Source organism: Actinoplanes oblitus (assembly GCF_030252345.1).
Lineage (GTDB): Bacteria > Actinomycetota > Actinomycetes > Mycobacteriales > Micromonosporaceae > Actinoplanes > Actinoplanes oblitus.
Window position 1 is genome coordinate 3,378,342 of the sequence record NZ_CP126980.1, and the last position, 13,758, is coordinate 3,392,099.

General features: G+C 70.8%; 13 protein-coding genes. 6 read left to right on the forward strand and 7 right to left on the reverse strand.

Translation table 11 applies throughout. From position 1 onward, the window contains the following. Positions 1–24 precede the first annotated feature (24 nt). Positions 25–1,794: an aa3-type cytochrome oxidase subunit I gene (gene ctaD, locus Actob_RS15085; protein ID WP_284920805.1), complete on the reverse strand. Its 1,770-nt coding sequence runs from the start codon at positions 1,792–1,794 to the stop codon at positions 25–27. A 126-nt stretch (positions 1,795–1,920) separates the two neighbouring features. Here ctaD and Actob_RS15090 point away from each other — a divergent pair, with 126 nt between their 5' ends. After that, positions 1,921–2,190, forward strand: a complete 270-nt coding sequence (locus Actob_RS15090) for a DUF3040 domain-containing protein (RefSeq protein WP_284920806.1) — start codon at positions 1,921–1,923, stop codon at positions 2,188–2,190. Positions 2,191–2,250: 60 nt separating this feature from the next. Here the strand turns inward: Actob_RS15090 and Actob_RS15095 are convergent, their stop codons facing one another. The 3 genes from Actob_RS15095 to Actob_RS15105 all read right to left on the reverse strand — a co-directional run bounded on the left by Actob_RS15095 (position 2,251) and on the right by Actob_RS15105 (position 5,326). Then, entirely contained in the window at positions 2,251–3,459 is a 1,209-nt protein-coding gene (locus tag Actob_RS15095; protein WP_284920807.1) for a globin domain-containing protein, read from the reverse strand. A 40-nt stretch (positions 3,460–3,499) separates the two neighbouring features. Further along, positions 3,500–4,699 carry a low temperature requirement protein A gene (locus tag Actob_RS15100; RefSeq protein WP_284920808.1) on the reverse strand — a complete coding sequence of 400 codons (1,200 nt, stop codon included), beginning with the start codon at positions 4,697–4,699 and terminating at the stop codon, positions 3,500–3,502. 117 nt (positions 4,700–4,816) lie between these two features. Further along, positions 4,817–5,326: a flavin reductase family protein gene (locus tag Actob_RS15105; RefSeq protein WP_284920809.1), complete on the reverse strand. Its 510-nt coding sequence runs from the start codon at positions 5,324–5,326 to the stop codon at positions 4,817–4,819. A 218-nt stretch (positions 5,327–5,544) separates the two neighbouring features. Between Actob_RS15105 and Actob_RS15110 the strand changes: the two genes are divergently transcribed. Next, on the forward strand, positions 5,545–6,033 hold the full coding sequence (locus Actob_RS15110) for a DUF309 domain-containing protein (protein WP_284920810.1): 489 nt from the start codon (positions 5,545–5,547) through the stop codon (positions 6,031–6,033). Positions 6,034–6,068: 35 nt separating this feature from the next. On the opposite strand, the gene def is transcribed toward Actob_RS15110, so the two are convergent. After that, positions 6,069–6,614, reverse strand: a complete 546-nt coding sequence (gene def / locus Actob_RS15115) for a peptide deformylase (RefSeq protein ID WP_284920811.1) — start codon at positions 6,612–6,614, stop codon at positions 6,069–6,071. 146 nt (positions 6,615–6,760) lie between these two features. Here def and Actob_RS15120 point away from each other — a divergent pair, with 146 nt between their 5' ends. Together Actob_RS15120 and Actob_RS15125 are read left to right on the forward strand one after the other, a co-directional pair. Next, complete coding sequence (locus tag Actob_RS15120) at positions 6,761–7,699, forward strand: cation diffusion facilitator family transporter (protein WP_284920812.1); 939 nt, start codon at positions 6,761–6,763, stop codon at positions 7,697–7,699. Positions 7,700–7,742: 43 nt separating this feature from the next. Next, positions 7,743–8,306, forward strand: a complete 564-nt coding sequence (locus Actob_RS15125; RefSeq protein WP_284920813.1) for a DinB family protein — start codon at positions 7,743–7,745, stop codon at positions 8,304–8,306. Between the two features lie 118 nt (positions 8,307–8,424). Here the strand turns inward: Actob_RS15125 and Actob_RS15130 are convergent, their stop codons facing one another. Then, a complete protein-coding gene (locus Actob_RS15130) occupies positions 8,425–9,966 on the reverse strand; it encodes a pectate lyase family protein (protein WP_284920814.1) in 1,542 nt (513 codons plus the stop codon). Positions 9,967–10,373: 407 nt separating this feature from the next. Between Actob_RS15130 and Actob_RS15135 the strand changes: the two genes are divergently transcribed. Both Actob_RS15135 and Actob_RS15140 read left to right on the forward strand, forming a co-directional pair. Further along, positions 10,374–11,306, forward strand: a complete 933-nt coding sequence (locus tag Actob_RS15135; protein WP_284920815.1) for a patatin-like phospholipase family protein — start codon at positions 10,374–10,376, stop codon at positions 11,304–11,306. Then, the gene (locus Actob_RS15140) at positions 11,299–13,062 is read left to right on the forward strand and encodes a thiamine pyrophosphate-dependent enzyme (protein ID WP_284920816.1); all 1,764 of its coding nucleotides are present in this window, start codon (positions 11,299–11,301) and stop codon (positions 13,060–13,062) included. The genes Actob_RS15135 and Actob_RS15140 overlap by 8 nt, the downstream gene beginning before the upstream one ends. On the opposite strand, the gene Actob_RS15145 is transcribed toward Actob_RS15140, so the two are convergent. Continuing rightward, entirely contained in the window at positions 13,031–13,717 is a 687-nt protein-coding gene (locus Actob_RS15145) for an NUDIX domain-containing protein (protein WP_284920817.1), read from the reverse strand. The genes Actob_RS15140 and Actob_RS15145 overlap by 32 nt on opposite strands. Between the last annotated feature and the right edge of the window lie 41 nt (positions 13,718–13,758).

The following is a 13,758-nucleotide window of genomic DNA, read 5'->3' on the forward strand; positions in this document are numbered from 1 at the left end:
GCGAGGCGCGTGGGCGGACATCTCTCAGCGTTTCTTCTTGCGCTCCCGGTCGGAGGCGATGTCCTCGGCGTAGGTGGCGCCGCCGTCCGACTCCCTGGTGCCCGGTCGCGCCCCGCCCTCGGGCGGCCCGGCCAGCGACTGCTCACCGGCCGCGAGGTGCGGGAACTTGAGGTCGAAGGCCGGCCGCTCGGAGCGGATCCGCGGCATCGTGTCGAAGTTGCGCAGCGGCGGCGGCGTGCTGGTGGCCCATTCGAGGGAGTTGCCGTGGCCCCACGGGTCCGGGGCGGTGACCACCGTGCCCACCCGGTACGACCGCCAGACGTTGTAGATGAACGGCAGCGTCGCGGCGCCGAGGATGAACGAACCGATCGACGACAACGTGTTCAGCCCGGTGAACCCGTCGGTCGGCAGGTAGTCGGCGTACCGCCGCGGCATTCCCCGCGTGCCCAGCCAGTGCTGCACCAGGAACGTGGTGTGGAAGCCGATGAAGGTGAGCCAGAAATGCAGCTTCCCGAGGCGTTCGTCGAGCATCCGGCCGAACATCTTCGGGAACCAGAAATAGATGCCGGAGAACACCGCGAACACGATTGTCCCGAACAGCACGTAGTGGAAGTGGGCCACCACGAAATACGAGTCGGAGACGTGGAAGTCCATCGGCGGTGAGGCCAGCAGGATGCCGGTCAGGCCGCCGAACAGGAACGTGACCAGGAAGCCGACGGCCCACAGCATCGGGGTCTCGAAGCTGACCTGACCGCGCCACATGGTGCCGATCCAGGTGAAGAACTTCATGCCGGTCGGCACGCCGATCATGAAGGTGAGGAAGCTGAAGAACGGCAGCAGCACCTGGCCGGTGGCGTACATGTGGTGCGCCCAGACGCTCATCGACAGGGCGGCGATCCCGATGGTGGCCGCGACCAGGCCCTTGTAGCCGAACAGCGGCTTGCGGCTGAACACCGGGACGACCTCGGTGATGATGCCGAAGAAGGGCAGCGCGATGACGTACACCTCGGGATGGCCGAAGAACCAGAACAGGTGCTGCCAGAGCATCGGCCCGCCGGTGTCCACGTCGAAGACGTGCGCGCCGATCACCCGGTCCGCGGCCAGGGCGAACAGCGCCGCCGCCAGGAACGGGAAGATCAGGATCACCAGCAGGCTGGTGACCAGCATGTTCCAGGTCAGGATCGGCATCCGGAACATGGTCATGCCCGGTGCCCGCAGGGTCAGGATCGTGGTGATCAAGTTGACCGCGCCGAGGATCGAGCCGAGACCACCGATGGCCAGGCCGACCACCCAGGCGTTGCCGCCGATGCCCGGCGAGTGCAGCGAGTCGCTCAGCGGGGTGTAGGCGAACCAGCCGAAGTCGGCGGCGCCGCCCGGCATCACGAAGCCGCTCATCGCGATCAGCGTGCCGAACAGGTACAGCCAGTAGGCGAACGCGTTCAGCCGGGGGAACGCCACGTCCGGCGCGCCGATCTGGATCGGCACCACGTAGTTGGCGAACGCGAACACGATCGGGGTGGCGAAGAACAGCAGCATGGCCGTGCCGTGCATGGTGAACAGCTGGTTGAACTGCTCCGGCGACAGGATCTGCATCCCCGGCCGGGCCAGCTCGGCGCGCATCAGCAGGGCCATGACGCCGCCGACCACGTAGAAGATCAGCGACGTGACCATGTAGTTGATGCCGATCTGCTTGGCATCGGTGGTGCGCAGGATCCGGGCCAGCGCGGATCCTCTCACCTGCCGGCGGACCGGATGGGGCCGGACAGGGGTCGGCCTCGCGGCGACGGTGGTCATCCAGCCTCCTCGGCTGCACATACGGAGAACTATTGCTCACCCTCTGTTATAGGCTTCTAAGGCATCAATTCGCGCCAGATCAGCTATTCCTCTTTTGTCCGGCTGGGGGACCAGCTAGGGGGAGCCGTGCTGGAGGAGTCAGACCGCCGCGTCCTCGCGGACATCGAGCATCATCTGTCCGCCGGTGACCCGGCCTTCGCCCGGCGGATGCGCTCCGGTGACCCGCCCGCCTGCGCCTTCCCGACGGTGTCGGTGCTCTGCGTCGGCACCTTCCTGTCGACGCCGTTCCTGGGCCTGTTCCTCGGCCCGCGCGGCGTGCTGATCGCGATCAACGTGACCGCCGTGGTGATCCTGCTGATCCTGCTCTGCCGCACCTACCACCGAGGCCGCTTCTGACCCACGGTCCGCCCGGCTCACCGCCGGTCCGATTTCCGGTACGGCCACCCACGCCGCCGGTTACTCGGTGTCGGCCTGCCACAGGTCGGGGCCGAACATCTCGTACTGGATGTCGCGGGGCTGGACGCCGCGATCGAGCAGGCCGGCGCGGATGTTCTTGAGGAACGGGAGTGGGCCGCACAGGTAGTAGACCGCGTTCTCCGGCAGCGTGACGTCCGCGAGATCCATCATGCCGGCGTTCGTGGCGGTGGTGGCCAGGGTGCCGGTGCGGCCGTCCGCGTACCAGACGTGCAGCTCGGACTTGGGCAGGTGGGCCAGGTCGTCGACGATCTGGCGGCGGAGCGGGAAGCTGCTCTCGCTCGCGTCGGCGTGCAGCAGCATGACCGGCAGGTGGGAGCCGGCGGTCACCAGGTGGGAGATCATGCCGGCCATCGGGGTGACGCCGATGCCCGCCGAGGCGAAGACCACCGGGCGGCCGCTGTCGTCCAGGACGACGTCGCCGTAGGGCAGGCTCATGGTCAGCTCGTCGCCCGGGCCGACCCGATCGTGCAGGAAGTTCGACACCTCGCCGTCCGGCTTGCCGCCGCCGTGTACCCGTTTGACCGAGAAGTATCGGTGCTCGCCGTCGTCGGCACGGGTCAGGCTGTACTGCCGGGGCTGGCGGACGCCGTCCGGCATCGGGGCCTGGACGGTGACGTACTGGCCGGGCAGCGACGTCTTGACGATCCGGTCGTCGATCCGGCGCATCACGAAGGTGACCACGTCGTCGGTCTCCCGGACCTTCTCGGCGACCCGCCACGGCCGCCACACCCGCTCCGGGGCGACGCCGCGCGCCGAGTACAGGCCGCGCTCCTGGTTGATCAGCGCGTAGGCCATCAGCCAGTAGACCTCGTCCCAGGCCGCCGCCACCTCGGGCGTGACGGCGTCGCCCAGCACGTCGGCGATCGCCCAGAACAGGTTCTCGTGCACGATCCGGTACTGCTCGGGGCGGATGCCCAGCGACGCGTGCTTGTGCGCGACCCGGGTGAGCAGCCGCTCGGGCAGCCGTTCCGGGTGGTTGACCAGGGCGGACGCGAACACCGCCACCGAGCCGGCGAGCGATTTCGGCTGGCTGCCCTCGGCCTGGTTACCGCGGTTGAAGACGCCGTCCCTCAGCTCGGGATGGGCCGCGAACATGTGTGCGTAGAACCGGTTCGCGATCTCGTGGATGTTCTCGCCGACCACCGGAAGGGTGGCCTCGACGACGGGCCGAGCAGTCTTCGACAACATGCCCCGACCATAGCCAGCCGCCTCGGGCCACCGCCGCTGATCAGCGCAGACGTGCCTGCACCCGGCGGTAGCCGACCTGCCACAGGGCGAGCAGCAGCAGCCCGGCGACCAGCACCCAGACCGGCAGGTGCGCGCCGGTCAGGCCGAGCAGGATCGCGCCCGCGGCCGCCGGCAACGCCCAGCCGAGCGTCCACCGCAGTGCCGCGCCGGAGATCCCGAGCGGGCCGGCGACCAGAAAGTACAGCGCCGCGCCGCCGCACAGCACCCAGCGCATCGCCGGATCCGCGTGCTCCGCCTCGCCGGCCAGCCCGCCCAGCCCGGCCGCGATCGCCACGATCGCCGCGGTGGTCAGATAGTGCACCGGCATGGTCGCCCGCAGCGCCCGCGTCCAGGCACCGGAGACCGGCGCGGCGGCCGAGCCGTACTGCAGCGTCAGCCACCACAGCGCCACCAGAAGACCGAAACCGGTCAACACCAGAAACCAGATTTCGTACGACCAGAGCGTCACGTCCGCGGCCTCGTTCACCAGCTGCGCCACGGCCTCGCCGAGCACGATGATGACGAACAGCCCGAGCCGCTCACCCAGGTGCGGCCGGTCGGCGGTCACCGCATGCGGCTCGGGCAACGCCGGCGGCGCGGTGGCCCGCCCCGGCCTGCGCCGGGCCAGCACGGTGGCCCACCGGCGCTGGTGCTGCTCGTGCTCGTGGCGCTCCTCGGCGATCAGCCGGTCCGGGTGCCGGGCGGCCAGCAGCGTGTAACCCAGGTCGAAGGCGATGCCGGCCGCCCACAGCCAGTACCGGACCGGCGCCCCGAAGCCGAGCGACGCCACCCAGGGGATCAGCCCGACCGCCTGGTGCACGCCCGGCCACTCGGTCATCACCTCGGCCGACTTCTTCCACGACGCGATGGCGAGCATCCGGCAGGCGACGTACGCGATGATGAACCGCTGCGGCCGGTCGCCGTCGACCAGCGGGGTGACCGAGGCGGCCATCACGGCGATCCCGAACATCGCGCCGAGCATGGTGATCAGCCGGATCCGGCTGGCGGCGACGTTCGCGTACAGGGTGAAGCCGGTCCAGACACTCCACATCGCGTAGTAGAGGATCCCGAAGATCAGCAGCCGCTCGGCGTCCGGCTCGTGCAGGAGGTGGGCGAGCTGGGCCACCGCTGCCACGATGACGAGATCGAAGAAGAGTTCCAGCCAGGTGGCATGCCGCTCCTCGGCGGCCGGTTCCGACATGCCCGGCAACTTAGCGGGTTTCGACGGTGATCTCTTCCCCGGGTTGTCGACCCGGCCGGAGCCGGGCGTCGCGTCGGATCGGCGGGCCCGCCTGGTCGCGGAGGAAACGCATCAGGCTCAGAGACCTTCCATGTGCTTCCGGGTGAGAAAACTCCGGGCGTGGTGGATCAGCGGCCGATCCTCGGTGCCGTGGAAGACCTCCACGATCGACGCGACGACGAGCGTCGACTCGCCCACCGGCAGCAGGTGCAGGGGCGTGCCGCGCAGCGCCGCCACCGCGTCGAACAGGATCGGCTCGCCGGTCGGCAGCACGCTCCAGCCCTGCTCCGCGGTGAACCGGTCACCGCCGCTGTGCGAGAACTCCCGGGCCAGCCCGGCGTGCCCGGCCCCGAGCAGATGCACCACGAAACTCTCCGCGGCCAGCAGGAGCCGAGCGGTGCGGGTGCCCATGACCGAGAACGACAGCGCCGGCGGATCGACCGACACCGACGCGACGCTGGACGCGGTCAGGCCGACGGGACCGTCCGGGCCCAGCGCGCTGATCACGGCGACCCCGGTCGGGTAGCGGCGGAAGGCACTCTTCATCCGCTCGCCGACACCCGATTCCCGCACAGTTTCCAGATCCACGAAGCGACGCTAAAACTTGAAGCCAGCTTCATGTCAAAGCGTCGTTGATCACTCCGGCCGGCCCGATCGCGGGGTGTCGGCGGGCGGCGCGGCGCGGGAGGTGGTGTGGGGCCGTGCGTTGCTTGATCACTCCGGCCGGCCGGCCGGATCGTGGCGTGTCGGCGGGTAGCGCGGCGCCGGGAGGTGGTGTGGGGCCGCGGGTCGGGCAGTATGTGGGCATGGAGACGGGTGGACCGGGGTTCGCGCGGGATCGGGACGCGGCCGGGCGGGCGAAGAACTCCCGGCCGCGGGACGGGCTCGGACGGCCGCTGCCGCACGGCCTGACCGGGGTGCCGACCACGCCGGAGGACCTGGTCCTGCCGCCGGACGAGGCACTGCGGGAGGCGCAGCGGCTGCTCGACGCCGGTCGGCCGTTCCACGCTCACGAGGTGCTCGAGGGCGCGTGGAAGGCGTGCGACGACGAGAACCGCGAACTGTGGAAGGGGCTGGCCCAGCTCGCGGTCGGCATCACCCACCTGCGAAGGGGGAACGAGGTGGGCGCGGTCCGCTTGCTGACCCGGGCCGCGGACCGCGTCGCGGCGTACGCGGAACATCCCCCGCACGGGATCGCCGTCGCCGCGCTGACCACCTGGGCCCGCGACCTCGTCGCGCGGATCGGCACCGCCCCGATCCCCGCCGACCTGCTCGCCCCACGCCTGCTCGGCTAGCCCGTGTTTCGGAGTCCGACGCCCGGCGGGGAAGGTCAGTGCGGGCTGACGCGCACCTCCGGCGCCGGCAGGCCCTCGAACCACGCGGCCTCACGCAGCGTGTCCAGCAGCCGCTGCCGCCCGGCCGCGTCCTGCCGGTCGATGAACAGGATCCCGTCCAGGTGGTCGGTCTCGTGCTGCACGCACCGGGCCAGCAGGCCCTCGCCCACCACCTGGACCGGGTCGCCGTGCCTGGTCAGGCCGGTGGCCACCACGTTCATCCGGCGCTTGGTGTCGAGGTAGATGCCGGGGATGGAGAGGCAGCCCTCCGGGCCGTCCTGCTCCTGCTCGTCGGGGAACTCGAGCACCGGGTTGACCAGGTGGTCGAGCTTGCGATCGTTGCCCGGCAGGTCGGGGTTGATCGCGAAGACCCGCAGGCTCACCCCGATCTGCGGCGCGGCCAGCCCGGCGCCACGGGACTCGGCCAGCGTGTGGTGGAGATCCTGGACCAGCCGGTGCAGCTCGGCGTCGAACGTGGTCACCGCCTCCGCGGGCCGCCGCAGCACCGGATCGCCGATCTTGATGATGGGAACCGCCGTCACCCGAACCTCCCCGAGAGAGCCATGAGCGGAAGCAACGCTACCCGGCGGGTGTGACGAGATGGCACCACGAGCGCATCCACCGGCCATCGGGTGTGCGCCGAGTCGAACCCGGGTACCGCGCAACCGTGGACCTAGACGAGTCGCGTGTGGATCAGACCAGCGGTGTTCGTACCAAAAAGACCCCGGACCAGGGGGAGAGCACCTGGACCGTCATCGTCGCGGTGGCCGCGAACGCGGCCATCGCGATCGCGAAGATCGTGGCCGGCCTGCTCACCGGTAGCGCGTCGATGTGGGCCGAGGCCGCCCACTCGATCGCCGACACCGGCAACGAGATCCTGCTGCTGGTCGGCCTGAAACGCTCGCTGCGCGAGCCGGACGGCCGGCACCCCTTCGGGTACGGGCAGGAACGCTACTTCTGGACCTTCCTGGCGGCCCTCGGCATCTTCCTGATCGGCGGCGTCCTGTCGATCGGGGAGGGCGTGCGCAGCATGCTGATGCCGGAGCCGGTGGAGAGCCTCTGGGTCGGCGTCGGCGTGCTGGTGGTGGCCGCCGGGTTCGAGAGCTACTCCTGGTACACCGCGCACAAGCAGCTGCGCAAGGAGGCGCGGGAGCGGGACCGGTCGATGCGGCACCACCTGCGGCACGCCTCCGACCCGAGCGCCACCACCGTCTTCCTGGAGGACACCGCCGCGCTGATCGGCCTCGCCATCGCGCTCGTCGCGCTGGTCCTGCACGCCACCACCGGCTGGGCCGGCTGGGACGCGGTCGGCAGCATGTCGATCGGCGTGCTGCTGATCGTGGTGGCCTACCTGCTGGCCCGCCGTTCGAAGGGCCTGCTGCTCGACGAGTCGGCGCCGGACGACGTGCTGGACCCGATCCGGGAACGGGTCGAGGCCGAGCACTGGATCGCCGGCATCCAGGACCTGCACGCCGTCTGGGTCGGACCCTCCCAGTTGCTGATCAACATGTGGGTCACGCCCGTCGACGGGGAGCGGCTGGTCGAGCGGGTCGCCGGGCTGCGCCGGGAACTGCTGGAGAACGACACGATCGCCCAGGTCACCGTGACGTTGATACCGGCCCGGTGAATTGCCCTTGGCCGGACCGGGCGGATCGGCCAGGATCATGATCATGACAAGTGAGCAGCGCGTGGTGGGCTACGGCGGCATGTGGGCACGGCCCGAGGAGGACCCGCGGCAGGCCGGCAACCCGGTCGGCGAGCTGGCGACGATCCGCGAGTACCTGACCAACTATCGGCGGACGCTGGGCCTCAAATGCGAGGGGCTGACCCCGGAGCAGCTGGCCACCCGGTCGGTGCCGCCGTCCACGATGAGCCTGCTCGGCCTGGTCCGGCACCTGGCCAAGGTCGAGCACGTGTGGTTCCAGCTGGCGTTGCGGGGCGTCGACGAGCCGCGGCTGTTCTGGTCGGCGGACGTGCGGGACGTGGACTTCGACGGGGCGGTGGCCGACCCGGCGGTGGTCGCCGAGGCGTTCGCGGCCTGGGAGTCGCAGATCGCCGCGGCGGACGAGTGGCTTGACCGGGCCACCGACCTGGGCGCCGAGGTGACGCTCTCGTGGAACGGCGAGAAGTCAACGGTGCGCGACATCCTGATCCACATGATCGAGGAGTATGCCCGCCACTGCGGGCACGCCGACCTGCTGCGGGAGTGCATCGACGGGCGGACCGGGCAGTAGCTTCCGCCGCCGGGTCCGGATCGGCATGCGATCGCCGATTTCCGGTACGGGTGGCCGTACCGGAAATCGGCGATCAGCGGGTGAGGCGGGTCTCGCGCGGGCCCACGGTCCCGGACGCTCAGGAGGCGTAGGTCTCGAATTCCGCCACCTTCGGCGTGCCGGCGGCGGCGGTGATCCGGAAGGTGAGCTTGGTGACCGCGGTGGCCGGGAAGGTGATCACGCCGGCGCCGGTGCCCGACGTGAGGACCGCGCCGGTGCTGCCGTTGAGGACCTGGTAGGCGCCGATCACGCCGCCGGTGACCTCGCGGATGTTGATCCGGGAGACGGTGGTGGCCGCACCCCACTTGATCGAGATGTCACCGGTGGTGCCGCTCGGCGACCAGTAGGTGGCCAGGCTGCCGTCCTTGACGTTGCCGTAGCTCGTGCCGCCGCCCTTGCTGGACCCGTCGGCGCCGGCGGCCAGGCTGAGGTTGGTGCCGCTGGGCTGCTGCGTCGGGGTGGTGCTGACGCTCGGGCTCGGCGTGGGGCTGCTGCTGCTCGGCGTGGCGGCCGGGCTGCTCGTGGTGGCCGAGCAGGCGCCGTTGGAGGTACGCAGGCCGGTGTTCGCGCCGGCGGTCTGCTGCACGATCGACGGGACGCAGGACGTGCCGTCCAGGGCGAACGAGTACGGGATGCTGACGCTGGTGTTCGACACCGGGTTCGGGCCGGCCGGGTTCTCGTCCTCCGCGGCCTCCCAGGTCACGTTGTCGAAGATGTTGCCGGAGACCTGCCAGTAGCCGGGCAGATCGGTGTAGAACGTGCCGAGCGGGTTCCGCGAGTCCGTGAAGTAGTTGTTGTCGACCCGGGCCTTGCCGCCGGCGCGCGCGTTGATCCCCGACTCGTTGAGGCTGTGGTAGTAGTTGTTGTAGATGTGCGCGGTGGCGCCACGCAGCAGCGGGGTGCGCGAGTCGATGTTCTCGTACCAGTTGTGGTGGAAGGTGACCGGCCCGTTGGCCAGGTCGCTGTCGCTGGAGCCGACCAGCCCGCCGCGGCCGGAGTCGCGCAGGATGCTGTAGGACAACGTGACGTACCTGGTGTTGTCCTTCATGTCGAACAGGCCGTCGTAACCGGCCGACTCGCCGCCCGAGGCGATCAGCGTGGCGTGGTCCACCCAGACGTTGTGCACGTCGGTCTCCATGCCGATCGCGTCGCCGCCGTTGGAGGTGGGCGAGCCGGACTTCTTGACGTTCCGCACCGTCACGTTCTGGATGATGATGTTGCTGGCGTTCCTGAGGTGTATGCCCAGCTGGTCGAAGACGGCGCTGCCCACGCCGACGATCGTGACGTTGCTGACGTCCTTGAGCTCGATCTTGTCGGCCGCGGTGTTGCAGCTGGCGCCGGAGACCTTCGTGGTGTTGCCGTGGTTGATCGTGCCGCTCACCTCGATGGTGATCGGGGTGCTGCTGCTGGCCCGGCTGCACAGGGCCTGATGGATCTGGGTGCCGGTGGTCGCCCGGACGGTGGTCCCGCCGGCGCCGCCGGTGGTGCCGCCGTTGACGCTGGCGAAGCCGGTGGCGCTGCCGGTCACTGCCGCGGAGGCTTGGGGATTCGGCAGGAAGAGGGCTATCGCGCCGGCGGTGATCGCGGTGCCGGCCGCGGCCGCCAGTCGAAGTCTGGTCATCGGTTCGCGCTCCTGGGGATGAGGCATTGGGATGCGGGAAAGCGCTTTCCTCACCGAGTATGGAGCGACGTCGATTAACGCACAAGAAACTTCGGCGTTTGCATTTTGTTGCATCGGTGGAGGCGGCCGGCCAGCCGCCGTCCGGCGCGACCGCCGCCGCGGTGGGCCGGCCGTTACCGCCGCGCGGCCGCGGTTCCCGGCCGGATCAGGCTTCGCGACGCATCTCGCCGGGACCGCGGCCGGCGCCCTCCCCGACCCGGGATTCAGCCCGGAACCGCCTCGCGGCCGGGAGTGCAGCGGACACCCGGCGCTCAGCCACGGTTCGGGCGGGTGCGCCGGTGGTGTCCCCAGCCGTACCGGAACGGGTTGGCGATGATGACGAGCGGACCGGGAGTTAGCATCGGCGCATGTCCCGGACGAGGCGGGTGGCGCTGGCGCTCGGGTCGGGCGGCGCTCGTGGCTACGCGCACGTCGGCGCGGCGCAGGTGCTGGCCGAGCGGGGATTCGAGGTCGCCGCGGTGGCCGGATCGTCGATGGGTGCGCTGGTCGGCGGGGTGCTGGCGGCCGGGCGGCTGACCGAGTTCGCCGACTGGGCGTCCGGGCTGAAACAGCGCGACGTGGTGCGGCTGATCGACCCGAAGTGGGCGTCGCCCGGCGCGATGGCCGCGGATCGGCTGGTCAACCGGCTCAACGACTTCCTCACCGACGTGCAGATCGAGGACCTGCCGATTCCCTACACGGCGGTGGCGACCGACATCGCGGCGCGGCGTGAGGTGTGGTTCCAGAAGGGGCCACTGCGATCGGCGGTGCGGGCGTCGATCGCGATCCCCGGGGTGATCACCCCGGTGGTAATCAATGGCCGGCTGCTGGCCGACGGCGGCATGCTCAACCCGGTGCCGATCGAGCCGACCGCGGCGGCCGGCGCGGACCTGACCATCGCGGTGTCGTTGCAGGCCCCGCGCCCGCCGTCGGAGCCGGCGGCACCGGTGCGGGCGACTGCCGAGGCGCCTTGGCTGGAGGATTGGGCGGTCCGGTTGCGGCAGGTGTTCCGGCGCTCGCCGACCGAGCCGGCCGCGGCCGAGCCGCTCGCCGACGCGTTGCCCGCGGACCTGCGGATCGCCGACGTGCTGTCGCTGTCGCTGGACGCCATGCAGGACCTCATCGCCCGGTACCGGATGGCCGGGCTGCCACCGGACATCCAGATCGCCATCCCGGTCAGCGCCTGCCGGGTGATGGACTTCCATCGCGCGGCCGAGATGATCGAAGTCGGTCGAGAGCTGACCGGCCGCGCGCTCGACGATTGGGCCGCCGGATCGCGGGTAGGGCTCTCGCGTGGCTGAGATTACCTCCGAAGTCCTGATCGAGCGGCTGACCGCGTGGGGCGTCGACACCGTGTTCGGGCTGCCCGGCGACGGCATCAACGGGATCATGGAAGGGCTGCGCCGGCACGCCGGCAAGGTGCGGTTCGTGCTGGTGCACCACGAGGAGACCGCGGCGTTCATGGCGACCGCCTACGCCAAGGCCACCGGGCGGATCGGGGTCTGCCTGGCCACCTCCGGTCCGGGCGGCATCCACCTGGTCAACGGGCTGTACGACGCGAAGCTCGACCACGCGCCGGTCCTGGCGATCACCGGGTTGCAGGAGAGCAGCGTGCTGGGCACCGCGTACCAGCAGGAGGTGGCGCTCGACCGGCTGTTCGAGGACGTGACCGAGTACAACCAGGTGGTGATGAACCCGGCGCAGCTGCCGGCGCTCGTCGACATCGCGATCCGGACCGCGTACGCCCGCCACGGCGTCGCCCACCTGACCATCCCGAACGACGTGCAGATCGCGCCGGCCCACCAGGACCCGTACCAGACGGTCGCCCCGGTCCGGCCGCCGGCGACCACCCCGGTCTACCTGTCCCCGACGGTCCGCCCGCACGACGACGACCTGCGCCGCGCCGCCGACCTGCTGAACGCCGGGCGGAAGGTGGCGATCCTGGCCGGGATCGGCGCCCGCGGCGCCGGGCACCTGGTCGAGGAGGCCGCCCAGCGGCTCGGCGCGCCGATCGTGAAGTCGCTGCTCGGCAAGATGGTCGTCCCGGACGACTCGCCGTACGTCATCGGCGGCCTCGGCCTGCTCGGCACCAAGCCCAGCGAGGAGCTGATGGAGGAGGCCGACACGCTGCTGATGCTGGGGACGAACTTCCCGTACACCAAGTTCCTCCCGGAGCCCGGCAAGGCCAAGGTCGTGCAGGTGGAGCTGGATCCGGCCCGGGCCGGTACCCGGATCCCCACCGACCTGCCGCTGGTCGGCGACGTGGGCGCCACCCTGGCGGCGCTGCTGCCGATGCTGGACCGCAAGGACGGCGACCACCTGCGCGACTACCGGGAACGGTTCGCCGACTGGCAGCACGCGATGGCCGCCCTGGAAGCGCCGGACCGGGATCCGATCGCGCCGCAGTACCTCGCCCACCAGCTGGACGTGCTGGCGGCCGACGACGCGGTGCTGTGCTGCGACTCCGGGACCGTCGCGACCTGGGCGGCCCGGCACTGGCAGATCCGCGGGCGGCGGGAGTTCTACCTGTCCGGGACGCTGGCCACGATGGCGCCGGGCCTGCCCTACGCGCTCGCCGTGCAGCACGCCTTCCCCGGCCGGCAGGTGATCGCCTACGTCGGCGACGGCGGGTTCGCCATGCTGATGGCCGAGTTCCACACCGCGGTGCGCTACCGGCTGCCGGTCAAGGTGGTCATCAACAACAACAACTCGCTCGGCCAGATCCTCTGGGAGCAGATGGTGCTGGGCTATCCCGAGCACGGGGTCCGCTTCGGCGAGCCGTTGCCGGACTACGCCGGGTGGGCTTCCGGGTGCGGAGGATTCGGGGTACGCGTGGACAAGCCCGGTGACGTGCCCGGTGCGTTGCGGGAGGCGCTGGCGTACGACGGCCCGGCGCTGCTCGACGTCGCCGTCAACCCGGACGAGCCGCCGCTGCCCGGGAAGGTCACGTACGAGCAGGCGAAGAAGTTCGCCACCGCGTTCCTCAAGGGTCAGCCGAACCGGGCGTCGATCGCCACCACCCTGTTCAAGGACAAGATCCAGCAGCTGAGGGGCTGAACGGGCCGCGCAGCGCCGCCCACTGCAGCAGCATGATCGTCTTGGCGTCGGCGATCTCCCCGCTCGCGATCCGGTCCAGGGCGGTCGCGAACGGCATCTCGACGGCGGCGATGTCCTCGCCGTCGTCGGCGAGGCCGCCGCCCGCCCCGACCCGGGACGCCGCGCTGTACGGCGCGGCGAAACAGTGCACCCGCTCGGTCACCGAGCCGGGGCTGGTCCACACCGCGAAGACCGGCTCCAGCTCGCCGATCACCACGCCCAGCTCCTCGCTCGCCTCGCGCCGGACGGCCGCCGCCGGATCGTCGCCGTCGAGGAGGCCGGCCGCCGTCTCGACGAACATGCCGTCCGGGTGCCCGTTCACGTACACCGGGTACCGGAACTGGCGGGTGAGCAGCACCGTCCGCCGGTGCGGGTGGTAGAGCAGCACCGTCGCCCCGTCCCCGCGGTCGTAGGTCTCCCGCTGCTCCCGGCTCCAGCTCCCGTCCCGCCGCCGGTAGTCGTACGTGGTCCGGCGCAGCACGTGCCACGCGGCCGCGAGCAGCTCCACCTCGCGGACCACCACATCCGGGTTGCCGGTGAGGTCCCGGCCGGCCCGGTCCAGCCCCACCCGGCCGCGCGCGTCCGGCACGTCGATGCCCTCGATCGCCCTAGTCATGAGCGCACCGTACACTTGGAAACGCGCAACACTCGACAATA